At 68.4% G+C, this 19,844-nt stretch carries 19 protein-coding genes; 14 read left to right on the top strand and 5 right to left on the bottom strand.

What is annotated here, in order from left to right:
• Positions 1-26: 26 nt before the first annotated feature.
• From BVG12_RS09765 to BVG12_RS09705, 13 genes are all read left to right on the top strand, one after another.
• Positions 27-1,685 (top strand): GspE/PulE family protein, encoded by a 1,659-nt coding sequence (locus tag BVG12_RS09765; RefSeq protein WP_156895837.1) that lies wholly within the window; start codon positions 27-29, stop codon positions 1,683-1,685.
• On the top strand, positions 1,678-2,937 hold the full coding sequence (locus BVG12_RS35040; protein WP_229503847.1) for a hypothetical protein: 1,260 nt from the start codon (positions 1,678-1,680) through the stop codon (positions 2,935-2,937). The genes BVG12_RS09765 and BVG12_RS35040 overlap by 8 nt, the downstream gene beginning before the upstream one ends.
• A gap of 11 nt (positions 2,938-2,948) precedes the next feature.
• Positions 2,949-3,494: a hypothetical protein gene (locus BVG12_RS09755; protein WP_229503846.1), complete on the top strand. Its 546-nt coding sequence runs from the start codon at positions 2,949-2,951 to the stop codon at positions 3,492-3,494.
• Positions 3,491-4,015, top strand: coding sequence for a hypothetical protein (locus BVG12_RS09750; protein WP_075792227.1), 525 nt, complete (start codon positions 3,491-3,493; stop codon positions 4,013-4,015). Before BVG12_RS09755 ends, BVG12_RS09750 begins: the two co-directional genes overlap by 4 nt.
• Positions 4,015-5,982: a secretin GspD/PilQ domain-containing protein gene (locus tag BVG12_RS09745; protein WP_075792226.1), complete on the top strand. Its 1,968-nt coding sequence runs from the start codon at positions 4,015-4,017 to the stop codon at positions 5,980-5,982. The genes BVG12_RS09750 and BVG12_RS09745 overlap by 1 nt, the downstream gene beginning before the upstream one ends.
• Positions 5,979-6,455, top strand: a complete 477-nt coding sequence (locus BVG12_RS09740; RefSeq protein ID WP_075792225.1) for a type II secretion system protein — start codon at positions 5,979-5,981, stop codon at positions 6,453-6,455. Before BVG12_RS09745 ends, BVG12_RS09740 begins: the two co-directional genes overlap by 4 nt.
• Entirely contained in the window at positions 6,449-6,829 is a 381-nt protein-coding gene (locus tag BVG12_RS09735) for a type II secretion system protein (protein ID WP_075792224.1), read from the top strand. The genes BVG12_RS09740 and BVG12_RS09735 overlap by 7 nt, the downstream gene beginning before the upstream one ends.
• Positions 6,816-7,394 carry a hypothetical protein gene (locus BVG12_RS09730; RefSeq protein ID WP_075792223.1) on the top strand — a complete coding sequence of 193 codons (579 nt, stop codon included), beginning with the start codon at positions 6,816-6,818 and terminating at the stop codon, positions 7,392-7,394. Before BVG12_RS09735 ends, BVG12_RS09730 begins: the two co-directional genes overlap by 14 nt.
• A gap of 88 nt (positions 7,395-7,482) precedes the next feature.
• Positions 7,483-7,938 carry a CsgE family curli-type amyloid fiber assembly protein gene (locus tag BVG12_RS09725; protein WP_075792222.1) on the top strand — a complete coding sequence of 152 codons (456 nt, stop codon included), beginning with the start codon at positions 7,483-7,485 and terminating at the stop codon, positions 7,936-7,938.
• A 47-nt stretch (positions 7,939-7,985) separates the two neighbouring features.
• Positions 7,986-8,432 carry a curli assembly protein CsgF gene (locus tag BVG12_RS09720; protein ID WP_075792221.1) on the top strand — a complete coding sequence of 149 codons (447 nt, stop codon included), beginning with the start codon at positions 7,986-7,988 and terminating at the stop codon, positions 8,430-8,432.
• A complete protein-coding gene (locus BVG12_RS34695) occupies positions 8,432-9,724 on the top strand; it encodes a CsgG/HfaB family protein (protein ID WP_075792220.1) in 1,293 nt (430 codons plus the stop codon). The genes BVG12_RS09720 and BVG12_RS34695 overlap by 1 nt, the downstream gene beginning before the upstream one ends.
• Positions 9,725-9,763: 39 nt before the next feature.
• Positions 9,764-10,306 (top strand): hypothetical protein, encoded by a 543-nt coding sequence (locus BVG12_RS09710; protein WP_083684848.1) that lies wholly within the window; start codon positions 9,764-9,766, stop codon positions 10,304-10,306.
• 48 nt (positions 10,307-10,354) lie between these two features.
• Positions 10,355-11,887: a DUF4214 domain-containing protein gene (locus BVG12_RS09705; protein WP_075792218.1), complete on the top strand. Its 1,533-nt coding sequence runs from the start codon at positions 10,355-10,357 to the stop codon at positions 11,885-11,887.
• Between the two features lie 16 nt (positions 11,888-11,903).
• Here the strand turns inward: BVG12_RS09705 and BVG12_RS09700 are convergent, their stop codons facing one another.
• The gene (locus BVG12_RS09700) at positions 11,904-13,298 is read right to left on the bottom strand and encodes an esterase-like activity of phytase family protein (RefSeq protein WP_075792217.1); all 1,395 of its coding nucleotides are present in this window, start codon (positions 13,296-13,298) and stop codon (positions 11,904-11,906) included.
• Between the two features lie 123 nt (positions 13,299-13,421).
• On the opposite strand from BVG12_RS09700, the gene BVG12_RS09695 reads away from it, so the two are divergent.
• Complete coding sequence (locus tag BVG12_RS09695) at positions 13,422-15,254, top strand: GGDEF domain-containing protein (protein ID WP_307189109.1); 1,833 nt, start codon at positions 13,422-13,424, stop codon at positions 15,252-15,254.
• Positions 15,255-15,374: 120 nt separating this feature from the next.
• Here BVG12_RS09695 and BVG12_RS09690 read toward each other — a convergent pair whose 3' ends face one another.
• The 4 genes from BVG12_RS09690 to BVG12_RS09675 form a co-directional block, all read right to left on the bottom strand.
• Complete coding sequence (locus BVG12_RS09690) at positions 15,375-16,283, bottom strand: amidohydrolase family protein (protein ID WP_075792216.1); 909 nt, start codon at positions 16,281-16,283, stop codon at positions 15,375-15,377.
• Between the two features lie 49 nt (positions 16,284-16,332).
• Positions 16,333-17,613 carry an MFS transporter gene (locus BVG12_RS09685; RefSeq protein ID WP_075792215.1) on the bottom strand — a complete coding sequence of 427 codons (1,281 nt, stop codon included), beginning with the start codon at positions 17,611-17,613 and terminating at the stop codon, positions 16,333-16,335.
• A gap of 27 nt (positions 17,614-17,640) precedes the next feature.
• The gene (locus BVG12_RS09680; RefSeq protein WP_075792214.1) at positions 17,641-18,951 is read right to left on the bottom strand and encodes an MFS transporter; all 1,311 of its coding nucleotides are present in this window, start codon (positions 18,949-18,951) and stop codon (positions 17,641-17,643) included.
• Between the two features lie 102 nt (positions 18,952-19,053).
• Positions 19,054-19,788, bottom strand: a complete 735-nt coding sequence (locus BVG12_RS09675) for a GntR family transcriptional regulator (protein WP_075792213.1) — start codon at positions 19,786-19,788, stop codon at positions 19,054-19,056.
• Between the last annotated feature and the right edge of the window lie 56 nt (positions 19,789-19,844).

Here is a 19,844-nt window from a genome sequence, read left to right as displayed (position 1 = left end):
ACGACGCGATCGTGCTGGACCCGCGCATGGTGGAGGAGGCGCGCGTACGCCGCCTGCGTTCCGGCCGCGCGCTGGTCGAGGAACTGGAGACGTTGTCGGGCCTGGAGCCGCGCCGCCTCGTGCGCGCGCTGGCCGCGCCGCTCGGCATGGAGGTGGCCGAGACGGCCGACATGCTGGCGTGCGAAGGCGCGTTCGACCTGCTGCCGCTGGCGCAGGCGATGGAGCGGCGTTGCGCGCTGTTGCGCGACGCTGCCGGCCGGGCGGTCGGGGTCGTGGCCGACCCGTACGACCTGGACCTGCAGACCTTCCTCGCCGCGCGCGCGGGTGGGGGACCGCGCGCCGCGCCAGCGCTGCGCCTCGCACTCGAGTCGGACATCCAGGCCTACCTGTCGCGCCAGGAAGAATCGGCGCGCGCGCTCGATTCCGTGCAGGCCGGCGCGCCGGACGCCCAGCGCGACGGCAAGGCGGCAACCGTGCTGTCGTTCGCGACGGCGTCGGAGGCGGCCAGTCCGGCGGTGCGCCTCGTGAATTCGATCCTGTACGATGCGCTGAAAGCCGGCGCCTCCGACATCCACGTCGAATCCACGGCCGGCGGCCTGGCCGTCAAGTATCGCGTGGACGGGGTGCTGGACCATGCCACCGGCGTCAATGGCGTGGAGGTCGCGGAGCAGGTGGTGTCGCGCCTGAAGGTGCTGGCGGAACTGGACATCGCCGAGCGCCGCGTCCCGCAGGACGGCAGCTTCCGCGTCGAATCCGCCGGGCGCGACATCGATTTGCGGGTGTCGATCATGCCCAGCATCCACGGCGAGGACGCCGTCATCCGTATCCTCGACAAGCGCGCGATGATCGAGGCCTACGGCTCGCTCACCCTGGAAGCGCTCGGGTTCGACGCGCCGTCGCTGGCGACCCTGCGCGTGCTCGCGCAGGAGGCGTACGGCATGCTGCTCGTGACGGGACCGACGGGTTCCGGCAAGACGACCACGTTGTACGCGGCACTGACCGAGATTCACAACGGCCGCGAAAAGATCATCACGATCGAAGACCCCGTCGAATACCAGCTGCCCGGCATCCTGCAAATCCCCGTCAACGAAAAGAAGGGCCTGTCGTTCGCGAAGGGCCTGCGTTCGATCCTGCGCCACGATCCGGACAAGATCATGGTGGGCGAGATCCGTGACCGCGAGACGGCGGAGATCGCGGTGCAGTCGGCGCTGACGGGCCACCTCGTGCTGACGACCGTCCACGCGAATAACGTGTTCGACGTGTTCGGGCGCTTCACGCACATGGGGATCGACCCGTACGCGTTCGTATCGGCACTGAACGGCATCTGGGCCCAGCGCCTGATCCGCACCAATTGTCCGCATTGCGCCGTGCAGTACACGCCTTCCGACGCGGAGCTGGCGTCCGCCCACCTGGCGCGCACGGACGTGGTGGACTACGTGTTCATGCGCGGACGCGGCTGCGGCGATTGCCGCGGCACCGGCTACAAGGGACGCCGCTCGATCGCCGAGATCCTGACCTTGAACGACGAGATCCGCGAACTGATCGTCGACAAGCAGCCGATCCGCCGCATCAAGGCGGCCGCCGCCGCCAACGGCACGCGCAGCCTGCGCCTCGCGGCGCTGGACCTGGTCAAGCGCGGGGCCACCACCATCGACGAGATCAGAAGGGTGACACTGCATGCGTAGGTGGCGGCGACCGGTACGCATCTGCGTCGATCACGGCGGCGCGGCCCTGCTCGCGGCGGGCAGCGAGACGCGCGAGCTGGCGCGTGCGCACGGCGCGCCGGCGGCGGCCCTGGCGGCGCTGGTGGAACAGCATGGACTGCGGGGACGCAGGCTGGCGCTGCTGGTCGACGACGAATCGACCCGGTTGTGGCAGGTCGTGCCGCCCGCCGCCACGGTGCGCACGGCGGACCTCGACGCCGCATCGGTCGTGCGCTTCCGCGCCCTCTATGGCGAGACGCCCGCGCTCTGGCGGCTCGTTGCCGATCACGACGCGGTCCGGCCCTTCATGGCGGCAGCGTTGCCGCAGGCGCTGCTGGACGGCCTGCTGGGCGCGGCCGCCGCGGCCGGCATGCCCGTGCTGTCGGTCGAAAGCCGCTTCGTCGCGGCCTGGAACCGCCATGGCGGCGCGCCGGGCGCGCAGGCCACCTGGCTCGCGCTGTGCCACGACGGTGTGCTGACGCTGGGGACGGGAACCGGCGCGCGGCTGGAAGCGGTGCGTCTCGCGCCGGTGCCGGACGACGCGGATCATGACTGGCTGGCCACGCACGTGGCGCGCGAAGCCGCACGCCTGGGACGGACGCGGCCGGACGACCTGCCGGTCTGCGGCGCGCCGCCGGCGGCCTGGCCGGACGCGGGCGACGCGGTGCCCCGCCTGCGCCCGGCTTCGGCGCGCCGCCGACGGCCGGCGGTCCGGATCGACTTCGCACCGCGATCGAGCGCACGCATGCTGGCCGCCACCGGGCCGCTGGCGGCGCTGGGCCTGGCGGCCGGACTGGCCTTGTGTATCTCGGCCGTGCTCGCGTGGGGCGGCGTGGAGCGCGGCCGGCAGGCGCTGGCCGGGCGCGCGGCCCGCCAGGCGCCTGCCATGGCGCGTATCCCGGCCCGTCCGCCCGGTCCGGCAATCGCACCGGCGCGCCTGGCCGCGCTGAATGCCATCGTCACGCGGCTGAACCTGCCGTGGGGCGCGTTGCGCGAGGCCGTCGGCCAGGCGCAATCGCCGCAGGTCGGCCTGCTGGCGCTGGAGCCGGATGCCGGCAAGCACAGCGCGCGGCTGACCGCACAGGCGCGCGACGCGCGCACGATGATCGCCTACGTCGCCCGCCTCAAGCGGGAGCCGTCGCTGTCCACGGTGGTGCTGACCCACCACGAAGTCGAGGAGCAGGACCCCAACCGGGCCCTGCGTTTCGAAATCCTGCTGACCTGGGGGCGATGATGAATACGACGATGTCCGTTCTGGCGCTGCGCCTGCGGCTCTTCGCGGGGCGTGCCGGGGCACCTGCCTGCGCCGCGCTGGCGCTGCTCGCGGCGGGCCTGCTGGCCTGGACGTGGGTGGCATCCCAGCAGCGCGCGCTCGCGCGGGACGAGGCGCTGCAGCCGCCGCGGGCGCTCGTGTCCGCCGCGCCCGCGGCGCCGGTCCCGGCGGCACCACCGGTCGAGGCGTTCTACGCCGGCCTGGGCGAACGGCGCTATGCCGAGCAGCAGGTCGCAACGCTGTTCGGGCTGGCCGAACGCCACGGCGTCGAGTGGAGCCGCGGCGACTACAAGGAAACCTACGACGCGGCCGCCGGCGTGTACCTGTACCAGCTCGATCTGCCGCTCAAGGGCACGGACGCCGCGATCTGGCGCTTTTGCGCGGCGGCCATGCTGAGCATGCCGTATGCGTCGCTGGACGAGATCAGCTTCCGGCGCGAGACGATCGGCGACGAGGTGGTCGAGGCGCGCGTGCGGCTGACGTTGTACCTGACGGAGCGCGGCGGGAGGCTGCCGTGAACCCGCGTCATGCCGTGTTGGCCGCCGCGCTGCTGGGGAGCGCCGCGCTCGTGTATTTCGACGGGGGCGCCTTAGCCGGGAGCGCCTCGGCCGGCGGCGCCGCTGCCGTCGACGCCGTGGTGGAGCCGGCCGCACGCCGTGCGCCCTTGCCGCCGGCGGCCGCGCCGGCATCTCCCGGGGACGCGCGGCTGCTGGCGCAGACGCCGCGCGCCGACCTGTTCGGCGCGCAGGACGACGATGCCTTGTTCGGCAGCCGCGATTTCACGCCCCTTGCGCCCCCGGCGCCGGCGGCACCGGCCGCTCCCGCAGGGCCGCCGCCCCTGCCGTTCACCTACATCGGCAAGATCCTCGGCGACGGCCAACGTCAGGTTTTCCTGGGACGCGGCGCGGAAGTGCTCGTCGCGCGGGAGGGCATGGTGATCGATGGCCGCTACCGCGTGGAGCGCGTCGCGCCGCCCGTCCTGACGCTGACTTACCTGCCTCTCAACCAGCAACAACAACTCGATATCGGAAGCGATTGATGGCAAGTTTCGGAACCGGCGCCAGAACGCGCCCGACCTCCCTGTTCGTGCTGGCCTGCGCGGCGCTGCTTGCCGGCTGCGCGGCGCAGCGCGCGTACCGCGACGGCGAGCAGTTGATCGCGCAGGACAGGCTGGAACCCGGCCTGGCCAGGCTGGCCGAGGCACGCGCGGCCGAACCGCTCAACGCGACGTATGCGATCGGCTACCTGAAGGCGCGCGACCGCGCCGTCCAGGCCCTGCTGTCCCAGGCCGAGCGCCTCGCCGCGGCCGGCGACACGGCGGGGCAGGAAGCCGCGTTGCGGCGCGTGCTGGCCATCGAACCGGACAACAGCCGCGCGCTGGCGGCGCTGCGCCTGCGCGCGGCCGATGCCCGCCACGCGGCGTTGCTCGCCGCGGCCGAGGCGGCCCTGGCGGCGCGTCAGCCGGAACTGGCGCGCTACAAGGCGCGGCAGATCCTGGCCGAGGCACCGCAGCATGGCGCGGCGCTGGCGCTGATCGACGAGGTCGACGCGCGCAATCCGCCGCCGCCGCCTCCCGATACCACGCTCGCGCCGGCGCTGCGCAAGCCGGTGACGCTCGAGTTCCGCGATGCGCCGCTGCGCCAGGTGTTCGACGCGCTGGCCGCCGCGTCAAGCCTGAACTTCGTGTTCGACAAGGACATCAAGCCCGATACCAAGGCGACGATCCACCTGCGCAACAGCACGGTCGAAGCGGCGGTGCTGTATCTCTTGATGAGCAATCAGCTGGAACAGCAGATCCTCGACGCCAACACGATCGCCATCTATCCGGCCAACGCGGCCAAGGCCAAGGAATACCAGGAGATGCGGGTGCGCACGTTCCAGCTGGCCTACGCGGACGTCAAGAACGTGGCCAATGTGCTGCGTTCCATCCTCAAGGTGCGCGACGTCGCGGTCGACGAAAAGCTCAGCCTCGTCATGGTGCGCGACAATGCCGACGTGGTGCGCATGGCGGAACGCCTGATCGCGTTGCAGGACGTGGCCGAACCGGAAGTGATGCTGGACGTGGAAGTGCTGGAAGTGCAGCGCGCGCGGATCCAGGAACTCGGCCTGGCCTGGCCCGCCGGCGTGACGCTGGCGCCGCTGACCGACGCCGGCGGCGGGCCGCCGACCGTGTCCATGCTGCGCGCCCTCACCGGCGACACGATCGGCGTGACCGGCGTGGCGGCCACGGTGAACGCCAACGCCAAGGACGGCGTGGCCAACATCCTGGCCAATCCGCGCATCCGGGTGCGCAACAAGGAGAAGGCCAAGGTCCTCATCGGCGACAAGGTGCCCAACATCAGCACCGTCGTTTCGCCCGGCACGGGCGGCTTCGCATCCGAATCGGTCAATTACATCGACGTCGGCTTGAACCTGACGGTGGAACCGACGATCTCGCTGGCGAACGACGTCGCGATCCGCATCGGCCTCGAGGTGAGCAACGTGGTCAACCAGTTGACCACGCCGCACGGCACGGTGGCGTACCAGATCGGCACGCGCCAGGCCACGACGCTGCTGCAGTTGAAGGACGGCGAGACGCAGGTGCTGGCGGGCCTGATCAACAATGCCGAGCGCAGCAACGGCAACAAGCTGCCGGGCCTGGGCGACCTGCCCCTGGTGGGCCGCCTGTTCGGCAGCGGGCGCGACGACACGCAGAAGACCGAGATCGTGCTGGCCATCACGCCCCATCTCGTGCGCGGCTTGCAGCGCCCGAGCCTGGACCTCGCCGATTTCTCGGCCGGCACCGACACCGGTGCGCGGCGCCGTCCGGACGGCACCCCGCGCGAGGCGGCCGCGCCGCCGCTGGCCGCGCCTTCGACGCCGCCGGAGGCGGTCGCGCCGCCCGCCGCCGTGCCGGCGCCCGCACCGCCGCTGGCCGCGCCTTCGATGCCGCCGGAGCCGGCCGCGCCGCCCGCCACCGTGCCGGCGCCCGCGCCCGCGCCCGTCCAAGGGGAGGGCGGCGCGTGAACGGCACGGCGCGCGGCTTCACGCTGATCGAACTGCTGGTCGCGCTGGCGGTGCTGGGCGTGCTGGCGACGGTCGCGACGCCGGCGCTGCAGGTCGTGCAGCAGCGGCGCCAGGAAAACGAACTGCGCACCGCGCTGTCCGACATCCGCCGCGCGCTCGACGACTACAAGCGCGCCGGCGAGGACGGCCGCATCGCGCGCCGCGCCGGCGCATCGGGTTATCCGCCGACGCTCGATGCGCTGGTCGAGGGCGTGCCGGACCAGCGCGACCCGAAACGGGGCAAACTGTATTTCCTGCGGCGCCTGCCGCGCGACCCGTTCAGCACGGACCCAGGCGCCGGCGCGGCGCAAACCTGGGGCAAGCGCAGCTACGCGAGCGAACCCGCCGACCCGCACGAAGGGGACGACGTGTACGATGTGTATTCGACGTCCGGACGGATCGGCCTGAACGGCGTGGAGTACCGGTCATGGTAGCGGCGCGGCGCACCGGCTTCACCTTGATCGAACTCCTGATCGTGCTGGCCATCGTCGCCCTGATGCTGTCGCTCGCCATGCCGCGTTACCTGCCGCGCATCGATGCCGCCAAGGAAACGGTGCTGGCCGAGAACCTGCGCGCGGTGCGCGACACGCTGGCGCACTTCCACGGCGATACCGGCCGCTATCCCGAGTCGCTGCAGGAACTGGTCGACAAAAAATACCTGGCCGCGCTGCCGGTCGATCCGCTCACCGAGCGCAACGACACCTGGCTCGTCAAGCCGCCCGACGATGGGGCGCAAGGCGCGGTGTTCGACATCCACAGCGGCGCGCCGGGCACCGACCGCGAGGGACGGCCGTATGCGCAGTGGTAGCCGGACGGGCGGCTTTGCCGTCATCGCGCTGGTGGTGCTCGTCGCCGTCATCGGCCTGACGGCGGCGTGCGCGATCAGGCTGGGCGCGGTACGCGAGCGGCGCGCGCGCGAAGCGCAATTGCTGGAAGTCGGCAATGCCTTCAGCGAGGCGCTGAACAGCTATGCCGAGGCCACGCCGCGCGGCGCCCAGCGCGAACCCATGACGCTGGAAGACCTGGTGCGCGATCCGCGCTTTCCCGGGGTGCGCCGCCACCTCCGCATGATCTACGCCGATCCGCTGACCGGCCGCGCGGAGTGGGGCATCGTGCAGAGCGAGCGTGCGGCGGGCATCATCGGCGTCTACAGCCTGGCGCCGGGACGCCCCGTCAAGATCGGCAACTTCGATCCGGCCCACGAGGCGTTCACCGGCGGGACGTCGTACCGCGACTGGATCTTCGGCCCGGACCAGGCGCGCGCGCGGGCGCTGCGGCGCAGCGGCGAAGGCCGCTTCCGCAGCCCCCTCGAACACGCGGGCACGGCGCCGGAGACCGACGACGGCAACCCGGTGCCCGCGCAGCCGCAATAGTCCAAGAGAGTGATGACAGTCATGATTTTGTCAAAGACGCTCGTTACGATGGCTTTCTGTCAATGAGCTCACGTACGTCATCCTCAACATGTCCACGCCGTCCGCATCCGTACCACGCCTGCGCCTGTCCCGCCGCACCCTGGCGCTGACTGCGGCGGCGCTGCTGCACTGTGCGCCGCTGTGGGCCGGCGACGATGCGGCGACGACGCGCGGCGCCGGCGACGGCATCGCGGGCATTCTCGTCAACCAGACCATCTCGGCGCAAGGGCTCGAGTTTTATCGGGTGTTCGCCGAGGCGTGGCGCGACAAACAGGATGCCGAGAGCCATTCGCGGACGGTCGTCGAGCGCCCGTCGCGCCGTACGGGCAACCAGATCTGGATCGTGGACGGCCAGCGGCGCGTCGCGACGCTGGCGCTGCCTTATCGTTTCGACCGTATCCGCGCCGTCGCCGAGCAGGCCGCGGACACGAGTTACGCCGACATGATCGGTCGTTTGATTCCCAGCCTGGCCGTCGACGCCGACCTCGGCGCCGACGAACTGTAGCAGTCCTTTGTGTTGAACCGATCGATTTTCTTCCCGACTCCGGAAAAATGAAGCCAACCCCGCTCTCCCGCCGCCGGCGCCTGCCGCTTGCCCTCGTCGTCGCCTTCGCCTGCGGCCAGGTCGGCGCTTCCGAACTGGTGTATTACCCGGTGAATCCGACCTTCGGGGGCAATCCGAACAATGCGAGCGGGCTGTTGAGCGCGGCCCAGGCCCAGAACGGTTTCAAGGCGCCGCAGGCGTCGCCGCTGCAGACCTTCAACGACAACCTCCAGCGGGCGATCTTCAGCCGCCTGTCGTCGGACGCGCTGACCGCGCTGTTCGGCAAGGGTTCCGCGCTGGCGCCGGGCACCTACGAAACGGTCGGCTTCACCATCAAGGTCACCGATATCGGCAACGGCGCCGTGACCATCGAGACGACGGACAAGAGCTCGGGGGCGAGCGTCTCGTTCACGGTCTCGACCGGTTCGTACAACGTCGATACGTCGGGACTGTGATGGGTTGCCGGTCGATTTTTTCAAGACTGGCCTGGCTGGCCGCCGCGGCGCTGCTGTCGGCCTGCTCGACGGTCCCGCCTTCGAACGTCAAGTCCAACGCCCAGGTCACGCCGACGACGCGCATCACGAACGACCTGACGCATCTGCCGCCACCGAAACGGCGGCTGGCCGTGGCCGTGTACGGCTTCCGCGACCAGACCGGCCAGTACAAGCCGTCGCCCGACAGTTCGTATTCGACCTCGGTCACGCAGGGCGCGGCCGCGATGCTGATCAAGGCGCTCAAGGATTCCGGCTGGTTCGTGCCGGTCGAGCGCGAGGGCTTGCAGAACCTGCTCACGGAACGCAAGATCGTCCGCGCCATCGAGTCGCCGACCGACAAGGGCAAACCGCTCGTCAACCTGCCCAACCTGATTCCGGCCAGCCTGATCGTGGAAGGCGGCGTCATCGCCTACGAGTCCAACGTGCGCACCGGCGGCAAGGGCGCCAACTACCTCGGCATCGGTTCGAGCACGCAGTACCGCGTCGACCAGGTCACCGTCAGCCTGCGCGGCGTGGACATCCGCAATGGCCAGGTGCTCGACACGGTATCGGTCACGAAGACGATTTATTCGACCCAGTTTTCCGCCAGCGTGTACAAATTCGTCTCCTACCAGCATCTGCTGCAGGCGGAGACGGGCTATACCAGCAACGAGCCCGCGCAGCTCGCGGTGCGCGAGGCGATCGAAGCGGCCGTGCTCCATTTCACGGTGCTGGGCATGCGCGACCGCTTCCTGGAACTGAACGATCCGCAGGACTTTTATTCGCCGCTCGTCCAGCGCTACGTGAAGGAGAGCATGAACGCGCTGGGCACGGAGGTCGCGGCCGACGAACCGGTGCTGCTGCGCGCGCCGGTCGGCGGGACGCCGGGACCGACCGGCGCCACCACGGGCGGGGCGGGCTCGCCCTCCGAGCCCGGCACGGCAATCGCTTCGCGGCAGGCCGACCCCGTGCAGCCGGCAGAGGCGTTCACGCAAGCGAACGCCACGCGCGCCGAAGCGGCCAAGGCGGCGTTCTTCGGCGGTAAGCCGGAGGCGGCCGTGGACGCGGCGCGGCCGCCCGCCGCGGACAGCGCGCCGGCCGTCGCGGATGCCGAGGTGAGGGCGGCCGCGGCAACGCAGCCGGCATCCGCGGCCGCGCCGGCGCGCGCCGCAGAGAGCAAGGCGCCGGCCCGTGCGGCCGGCACCGCCAAGCCCGCGCCGGCGTCGGATGACATCTTCAAACAATACTGGAAGACGCAGGGAACGCCGCGCTAGCGGGTCCGGCGTCGCGACCGAGCATTGAAAGGAAAGCATATGACACGATTACCGCGCTTGGGCCCGCGCGCCGCGCTGGCGTTGGCGGCGCTGGCCGCGCGATCGGCGCTGGCCGGCGACTTGTCGCCGATGTCCGATTTTTCCACGTCGCCGATCACCCTCGAGAGTGCCTTCCTGACCCAGACCGGCGAGGGGAACCTGGCCAGCGTCGACCAGCATCACGTCCTGGTCGGCCAATACGCGGAGATCGCGCAGACGGGCGCGCAAAACCGGGCGCTGACGCAGCAGACGGGGGACGCCAACCGCCTGCGTGTCGTGCAGGCGGGCTTCGGCAACGATGCCGGCATCGTCCAGACGGGCGACCGCAATACCGTCGACCTGACCCAGACCGGCAATACGAACCTGTTCAGGTCCGTGCAGACCGGCAACGACAATCTGATCGTCGGGATCCAGCCGGGCGGCGCCGCCATGCACCTGACGCAGGTGGGCAGTTACAACGTGATCGACATCGACCAGCGCGTGTACGACCTGAACGTGACGATCGAGCAGCGCGGGGACAACCTGACGGTCCGCCAGCGCTGATCCGATGCGCAGACGAATCGAATTCGCCGACCTGAAAGGACCGCCGCCATGGCTACGGTAAACATCAAGCTTTCGCAGGACACGATCGACCAGCAGAACCAGGCCGAACTCCATGTGCCGATGCTGCACGATGCCGCGGACATGCTGGCGGACGCGCTGGCCATGGTCGACGACGAGCTCGGCACGCAGGCGTTGGCGTCCTGGGCGCTGACCGGCACCACGCTCAAGATGACGTTCGCGGACGGCGCGACGGCCACGTACACCGGCTTCGCGTTCGGCGATCCGAACGCCGCCACGGGCAGCGCCGTCGCGACGGGGCTCCAGTTCTACAAGAAGGGCATGCTGGCACTGAACGCCACGGGCACGCTGCACTACGATTACACCTTCGTTTCCGTCGATGGCACGTCGGCCCGCAACCTGACGCTGGCGGTTGCCGAACAAGGCTCGGCGGTCGGCGATCTGCGCATCGCCACCGAATTCAAGGCGGGCGATGCCGCGTATGTCGGCGCGTTCGGCAACGTGAGCATCAAAGCGACCGGGACGTTGACGTGGCTGCCTTTCGGTGCCCTGTCCGGGACGGCGCGCAATGTCACCATCGGTACCGAAAAATACGTGGTGTCCGCGTCGCTCGACGGTGCCGTCGACCTGGCCTTGAACGTACCGTCCTATTTTCACGGCGAGACCGAAAACCGCGTCGGAGGCACCGTCGCCGCCTACAAGGAAGACTATGCGGACGGCAGTCATTTTTACGTATCGGCAGGCGTGGCGGGCATCGCCGCCGACGCCCTGGACGACGGCTGGTCGACGCCGGCATCTCTGAGCGGGGCCGACGATATCAACGTCGACCTCCCCGCTACGCTGTACGAACCGTTCATCGTTGCCGCGGGCGCCGGCGACGACACGATTTCGATCAACGGCGGCGGCGGTGACCTCCATGTCGTCGCGGGTGCCGGCAACGATACCGTCACGATCCTCGGCGACGAACACGCCATCGACGGCGGCGCCGGCATCGACACCGTGCGCCTGCCTGGGGTGCGCGCCGCGTATGTCGTGCAGAAGGCCGCCGCGCCCGAGGGATTGCCGATTCCGGCCACGGGAACCGTGTACACGGTGACGGCCCGGAACGGCGAGGTCCAGACGTTGATCGACGTCGAGCGCATCGTGTTCGCGGACAAGACGGTCGCCCTCGATGTCGACGGCAACGGCGGCGCCGCCTACCGCCTCTACCAGGCCGCGTTCAACCGCACGCCCGACACGGCCGGACTGGGTTTCTGGATCAACGCGATCGACCGCGGCATGCAGATCCGCGATGTGGCGCAAGGCTTCGTCGGCTCGGCGGAGTTCAAGACGATCTACGGCAGCAATCCTTCCAATCTGGATTTCGTCACCCACCTCTACCAGAACATCCTGCACCGCGCGCCGGAAGCCGGCGGCCTGGCGTTCTGGACCGGCGTCCTAGACAACAAAACCGCGAGCATGGCGGATGTGCTGGCCGGATTGAGCGACAGCGCCGAAAACAAGGCCGGACTCGTCGGCGTCATCGGGAATGGATTCGTCTACGACCCGTACGGCGCAAGCTGAGCGCCGGCCGCATGGCTCAGGTCCGCCGCCGTACGCCCACCGCCAGCATGCCCAGGCCCGCCACCACCAGCGCGATCGACGACGGTTCCGGCACGTCCGCCTGAATCTGCTGGGCCGTGAAGGTCGCGCCGACCTTGCTCAAGTCCGCATCGCTGATGCCGAACACGTAGAACTTGTTGTCGCCCGCGCTGGCGGGAACGAAGTCGTTGTCGTTCGCGACGTACAGCGTGTGCATCAGGACGCCGTTGTCGACGACGTCCGCGCCGAACGCCAGGCCTTCGATCTTGGCCGGCACCTGCGCGGGCGCGATGCCGTTGGCGCCAAGCACTGCCACCACATCGAGAACGAGGCTTTTCGCCACGGCCTTTGCCGACAGGTCGCCGCTGAGCGCCGTGACGTCCTGCGCGCCATTGAGGTCGATCTTAAAGAATTGCTTGACCGCCGCCTTGGAGCCGTCGCCCAGGCCCTTGCCGTCACGCTCGTCGACGAGGAACTGATGGTCGTTCAAGGCCACGATCTCGCTGACGCCGGAACCGGTGGTCAGCCTGTACGCGTATTCGTGGGTGGTGCCGCTGGCGATGTCGATCGTCACGATGCGCAGGTTCTTGGCGGCGTCCTGCTCCAGCGGTGCCTGCATGATGCCGACCAGGGTCTTGCCGTCCGGCGTGATCGCCAGCCCTTCCATGCCCTTGTTGGCCACGCGGCCGACCGTGTTGCCGCTGATTTCGATGTCGCCCTGCGCGCTCAGGTGGGTGACCGCCAGGTTGGCCGGCAACGCGAACGAGCGGATGCGCCGACCGGTGGCACGGTCGATCTGATAGACATAGGGACCGTATTCGTCGGACACGAAGATCGACTTGCCGTCCTTCGACACGCGGACGCCCTCCGGGTCGAGCCGTGCGTTGTTCGGGTTGGTCGAGGGCTGTGCCGGATCGAAGTTGTCCGAGCGCCCGGAAAAGTAATACTGGCCGTTGCCGTTGAGGGAAGGCGTCGCGCCGGCGGCATAGGCGAGCGGCGTCGCGCTGTACATGAGCGTCGTGGCGGTCAGTGTCGGCGTGAGCGACCAGCCGAGGCCGGTGCCGCTGTTGTTCTTCACGAGACCCAGGCCGAGCGTCTGAAAGCGGGAGAGGTACGACGTCGTGTTATCGAGTGCCGCATTCCAGCCCGTCGCGTTCGGGCCCCGGTCGGGCGTCGCGACGAACGTATTGCCGCCGGCCCAGGCCAGGCCGGAACCGAGGCCGCCCAGCAGGTTGCCGGACGTGCCGTTCTCGAGCGGTCCCGCCGTCGCGGCAGACAGGTCGCCGCCGTTGCCGTTCAACGTGCCGATCGCCAGCAACACGGGCGCCGCCAGCGCGGGCTTCAACCCGCACAGCGCCAGCAGAAGGGCCATCGAAAGCTTGGATTTGTTCATCGTCCGCAACTCCGGTTGATTAAAAATTCGTCAACTTTAAAGCGCGAAGATGACTGACCGATGACTGGCATGAGCAATTGCAAGTGGTTTTTCTATTGCAAGTCATCAAGATGTCAAACAACCATGTTACTTTGGGAAATTTGGCTCCATCCGGGCCATGTCGGCATCGTCATCATGCAAGAGCTTCTGCTCCATATCCTTAGGAACAAAGAATTAACGGCGCTGTTCCAGCCGATCGTCCATTTGCAAAATGGCGCGATCCTGGGATACGAGGGCTTGATCCGCGGCCCCGCCGGCACGCCTCTGCACGCGCCGCTCGCATTGCTCGAGGCAGCGCGGATGTTTGATCTGAGCAACGAGGTCGAAGGCCTGTGCCGGAAAGTCGTCGTCGACACGTTCGTCAAACTCGATCTGCCGGGCCGCCTGTTCCTGAACGTCAGCCCGCGCAGCCTGGTCGGCGCCGACGTGCAGCCGGAGACGGCGCTCGATTACATCCGGTCGTGCGGACTGAGTCCGAACCGTATCGTCATCGAACTCACGGAGGGCGACCCGATCGTCGACTACGAGCGCCTGCGCGACGTCGTCGGGCACTACGGGCGGATGGGGTTCCAGGTCGCGATCGACGATCTCGGCACGGGATTTTCGAGCCTGCGCCTGTGGTCGGAATTGCGCCCCGCCTTCGTCAAGGTGGACATGCACTTCGTGCAGGACATCGATCGCGACAAGGGAAAATTCCAGTTCCTGCGCTCGATCCAGGACATCGCGCATTCGCTCGGCACGACCGTCATCGCGGAAGGGATCGAGACCCCGTCGGAACTTCTGCTCATCCGCGATCTCGGCATCTCCTGCGGCCAGGGCTACCACATCGGGCGGCCCGTCGCCGTGCCGGATGGCGTCGTACCGCCGGCCATCGTCACGTCGCTGACGTTCGACGGGGTCACCGTGTTTCCCCAGGAGCGGCCCGTCGTCCAGGGCACGGCGACGGCGCTGCGGCTGCTGCGCATCGTCACCCCGGCGTCGCCCGGCATGACGAACAGCGACATTTTCGACGTCTTCGCCCGCGATCCCGCGCTGGAAGTCATTCCCGTCGTCGACAACCATGTGCCGGTCGGCCTGATCACGCGGAGGAACCTGGTCGACCGCTTCGCGACGCAATACATCCGCGAACTGCATGGACGAAAGTCATGCACGATGTTCATGGATCCGAAACCATTTTCGGTGGACCAGAACACCACCCTGCAAAACCTGAGCAAGTCCGTCGTCGAAGCGGAGCGGCACCACCTGTTCAATGGCTTCATCATCACCGACAACGGCCGCTACCTCGGCATGGGCACCGGACACGACCTGGTGCGCGAGATCACCGCCTTGCAGATCAGCGCGGCGCGCTATGCCAATCCGCTCACGGGCTTGCCCGGCAATGTCCCCATCAACGAACACATCGACCGGCTGATCGCGAGCGGCACCCGTTTCGCCGCATGCTACATCGACCTGGACCACTTCAAGCCCTTCAACGATTGCTACGGTTACCGCAAGGGCGACGACGTGATCCAGCTGACCGGACACGTGCTCGAGGCGCACGCCGATCCCGCGCGCGACTTCGTGGGACACATCGGCGGCGACGATTTTCTCGTGCTGTTCCAGAGCGACGACTGGACGGCACGCTGCCATGCCATCCTCGCCGCGTTCGCGGCCGGCATCGTCAACCATTTCGATGCGGCCGACGTGCAGCGCGGCGGTTACCTGTGCGAAGACCGCCAGGGCAACCGGGTGATGCACCCGCTGGTGACGCTGTCGCTGGGCATCGTGAAGGCCGAGCCCGGCCACTTCCGCTCCCACCTGCAGATTGCCACGGCCGCGAGCGAGGCCAAGAAGCAGGCAAAACGGATTCCCGGCAACAGCCTGTTCGTCGATCGACGGATGGGGCCGTGTGCGGGACCGGCGACGCCGGGCGACTGAGACGGCTGCGTTGCGCGAAAAGCAACTTGCCCGGACACTGGGCTATGTCGTTGTCGGAGTCGGCATGGCCCCTGAACGTGAACGCCGAAATCGCCCGGGAGCCGGCCCCCGGTCGCAGCCTTATCCAAACCGGAACAGCGCCTCCGGCGTATCGACCAGCACGCTGCGGCGCTCGCCCCGATCCGGAAGCCAGGCATCGAGCGCCTCGCGGGTCTGGCCGTAGTCGACATGCTGTTCGAACTGGGTATGCGGCCAGTCGCTGCCCCAGACCAGCCGGTCCATGCCGAACGCGGCGCGCAGCAGCGGGATCGCGTCGAGCGCGACCTGCCGGCCGCGGCCATGGGCGCCGTTGCGGTAGGCGCCCGAGAGCTTGACCCATACGCGCCGGCTGGCGGCCGTTTCCAGCAGAAACCGAAAACCCGGATCGTCGACGCCGAGCAGCGGATCGGGACGACCGAAGTGGTCGACGACCACGTTCACGCCGGCGTCCAGCAACGGCCGCAGGATCTGCGCCAGCCGGCCGGCCTCCCGGTGCACTTCGACCTGCCACCCCAGTTCCGCTACGCGGCTCAGCAACGCGCGCCAGGCCGTGCTCGAGAAATCCGGTGCGGTTGCGGTGCCGACCAGGTTCAGGCGGATGCCGACGACGCCGGCGGCATCCATCTCACGCAGTACCGCGAGCGGTACGTCGGCGTCGACGACCGCGATGCCGCGCAGCCGGGCGGGACTGGCGCGCAGGCCCGCCAACAGGTAGCTGTTGTCCGTTCCCAGAAAGCTGGGTTGCACGAGCACGCCACGTGCGATGCCATGCCTGTCGAGCATGTCGAGATAAGCGGACAGCGGCGCATCGTAGTCGGGCGCGTAGCGGCGTACGTTGGCGAGCCTGAGGCCGCGCTGGAAGATGTGGGCATGCGTATCGATGGCTGCCATGGGCTGTCTCTCGTCAGGCCTGGCGCTGCTCGCGCAACCGGTCAACAGCAGCGGCAGGATCGCGCCGGCCAGCCCGCCTTGGAATTGGCGTCGGTTCATGTGGGGATATCGGTAACGGAGGTAACGGATCAATCGGATGCATCGCCGTTCAGTGCCGGGCGGCCGCCGAGGCGGGCTGCTTCGCCGGTCGGCCCGGCACCTCTTGCGCGAGGCTTCTGCCGCGGGTTTCCGGCAAGGCCAGAACGGCCACGACGACCAGCGCATAAGCGATACCGGCATCCAGCCCGATCGCACTGCCGAGCGACATCTTCGTGCTCATATGGCCCACCAGTACGGGGAACCCGGCCGAGACGATGCGGCCGAAGTTGTAGCAAAATCCCACGCCGGCGCCGCGCATCTCGCTCGGATACAGCTCGTTGAACAGGGCGCCCAGGCTGGCCGGGATGCCGGCGGCAAAAAAACCGAGCGGAAAACCGAGGAACAACATCGCGGTATTGCTCAAGTCAAGGAAGACGTAGGCCAATACGGTGACGACGCAGCACGCGGCGAAGAGGATCAGGTTGGGACGGCGGCCCAGGCGGTCCAGCAGGTAGGCGCTGGCGATGCAGCCGCACCAGAAGGCGACGATGATGATCGCCAGGTAGCCGCTGGTGCCCAGCACCGACAGGTGCCGTTCCGTCTTCAGGTAGGTCGGAAGCCAGGTCATCAACGCGTGGTAGCCGCCGTGCGCGCCGACGCCGACCAGGGCGCCCACCAGCGTCAGACGCAGGACGTCCGGCCTGAAAATGGCAAACAGGTTTTGCGCGCCGGGCATCGGCCGGGCTGCCGGTGCCGTCACACGCTCCGGCTCGGCGATGTGGCGGCGCACGTAGATGACGAGGAGGGCAGGCAGGATGCCGATGCCGAACATCACCCGCCATGCCATGTCGGGCGACAGCAGCACATACACGGCGGAGTACAGCAGCACCGACGCGCCCCAGCCGACCGCCCATGCGCTCTGCACGCTGCCCATGGCCTTGCCGCGATGCGCCGGCCGGATCACCTCGGCCATCAGCACGGCGCCGGCGGCCCATTCGCCACCGAAGCCGAAGCCCTGCAGCGCTTTCAGCACCAGCAACTGCGTGAAACTACCCGCGAAGGCCGACAGCAGCGTGAACAGCGAAAACCAGATGATCGTCAGCTGAAGCGCGCGCACCCGGCCGATGCGGTCCGACACGGCGCCCATGATCCATCCGCCCAGGGCGGACGACACCAGCGTCACGCCACTGATCAGGCCCGCATCCGTCTTGTCCAGGCCAAAGGTGGCGATGAGTGCCGGAATGGCCAGGCTGAACATCTGCACGTCGAGCGCGTCGAGCGCCCAGCCGCCGAAGCAGCCCCAGAAAGTCTTGCGTTCGCGCGGCGTGATCTCGCGGTACCAGTTGAACATGGCGGTCTCCAGTGGCGGGTCGACGGATCAGCGCTTGCGGGCGAGCAGCCACAGCACGACGCAGCCGATCGCCGAGATCAGCGCGATGGGAAGCAGGGCGAGGGCGAAACTGCCGGTCGCTTCCTTGATGGCGCCGAGCATGGCGGAACCGACGAAACCGGCCAGGTTGCCGACCGCATTGACCTGGGCGATGCCGGCCGCGGCCGCGGCGCCCGGCATCCATTCGCTGGCCAGCGCCCAGAACGGGCCCTTGAAGATATAGGTGCCGGTCACGGCAAATACCAGCAGGGCCACCGTCAAACCGAGCGAAGCATGCGTGAAGGCGACCAGCGTCAGGCTGAGCGCGACGGCCGCCAGCGGCAGGCCGCTGTGCCAGACACGTTCCTTGGTGCGGTCCGAGTGTCTGCCCCACAGCAGCATCAGGATGGCGGCGACGCCGAAGGGAATCGAGTTCAGCAAGCCGGTTTCCAGCGTGGTGAGACCGAAGGACTTGATGATCTGCGGCTGCCACAGCGACAAGCACTGGCTGGCGCCGGACGCGCCGGCATAGACCAGCGCCGCCGCGAGCACGTAGCGGTTCAGCAGGATGTCGCGCAGGCGGCCATGCGGCTGGCTGCCGGCAGCCTTCCCGGCGGCCGCATATTCGCCGTCCAATTGGCGCGTGAGCCACGCCTTTTCCTCGGTGTCGAGCCACTTGGCGTCCCGGGGCGTGTTCGAGAGGAGCCACGGCGTGACCAGGCCGAGCAGGATTGCCGGCACGGCTTCGATGATGAACATCAGCTGCCAGCCCTGCAGGCCGAACAGGCCGTCGAGCTGGAGCAGCGCGGCCGACAGCGGCGAACCGATGAAGCTCGACAGGGGCACGGCGACCATGAACACCGCGATGACGCGGGCGCGGTAGGCGGCGGGAAACCACTGCGTCAGGTACAGAATGACGCCCGGGAAGAAGCCGGCTTCCGCCGCGCCGAGCAGGATCCGCATCGCGTAGAACGACGACGGGCCGGAAATGAAGGCGGTCGCGGCGGACACGAGGCCCCAGCTCACCATGATGCGGGCGATCCACAGCCGGGCGCCGACCTTCTGCATCGCCAGGTTGCTCGGGATCTCGAACAGGACATAGGTGAGGTAGAACAGGCCGCCGCCGAGCCCGAACGCGGCGGCGTTCAGGCCGATCGCATGGTTCATCTGCAGCGCGGCAAAGCCGACGTTGACCCGGTCGATGAAGGCGATGAAATAGCCGATCATCAGTATCGGCAGCAGGCGCCATGCGACCTTGCGCATCGTCTGGCGTTCGAGTTGCGAGACGGCTTGCGCGGTCTCGAGAGTGGTGGAATGCATTGTCGTCCTCTGCTTCGAAATGGATAGGTAAAAGCGGGCCATTCCCGCCCGTCGCCGGGCTGGCCTCTAGTGGGAGAGGACGGGCCGGAGCCCGTCGTTCATTCAGCGGATTTCTACGTGATAGCGGAACTGCTCGGCGGGGCCGCGCGAGCGGCGCCACTCCAGCGGCTGGCGGTCATAGCCGAGCGCCACGCGCTCGATCACGATGACCGGCGCGCCCGGCGTCAATTGCAGCAGGCGCGCATGCACGTCGTCCACGGCCTCGGCGGTCAGGTCTTCTTCGGCCGCCGCGATCACCTGGCCGCAACGTTCCTCGTACAGGGGATACAGCAGGTCGCCGAATTCATGGGTGTCGATGTCGAGCAAGGGCGCGAATTTCTCTTTCGGCAGCCAGATCGACTCCGCGAGCAGCGGTTTGCCGTCGAGCAGCCGCAAACGCGTCAGGTGGATGACTTCCGCACCCGGCGCGAGACGTAAGGCGGACGCGACGGCCGACGGCGCAGGCATCACCTCGCGCCGCAGGATGCGGCCCTCCGGGACCTGGCGCGCGCCGCTCTCTTTCTGGAAGCGGAAGAAACGGAACAGGGAGGAATCGAAGCGGGCGCGCCGCACGAACGTCCCGCGGCCCTGGAAGCGTTCGAGTGCGCCCTCGGCGACCAGCATATCGATCGCCTTGCGGACCGTGCCGATCGACGCGGAAAACTCTCTGACCAGTTCGGCTTCGGTCGGAATCGCCTCGCCCGGCCGCCACTGCTGGGCGGCGATCCGTTCGCTCAGTTCGTCCCGCAAGCGCTGGTACAGCGGCAGGCGTTCGTCATGTCTCCGTGCAAAATTCATGTCGTTATCTAGTCATATATATGAATATTGAGTCCGAACTTTACACAGCCCGCTCC

It is taken from the genome of Massilia putida, from assembly GCF_001941825.1.
Classification (GTDB): domain Bacteria; phylum Pseudomonadota; class Gammaproteobacteria; order Burkholderiales; family Burkholderiaceae_D; genus Telluria; species Telluria putida.
Note: the sequence above shows the minus strand (reverse complement) of the source record. Positions and strands in the feature narration are given on the sequence as shown.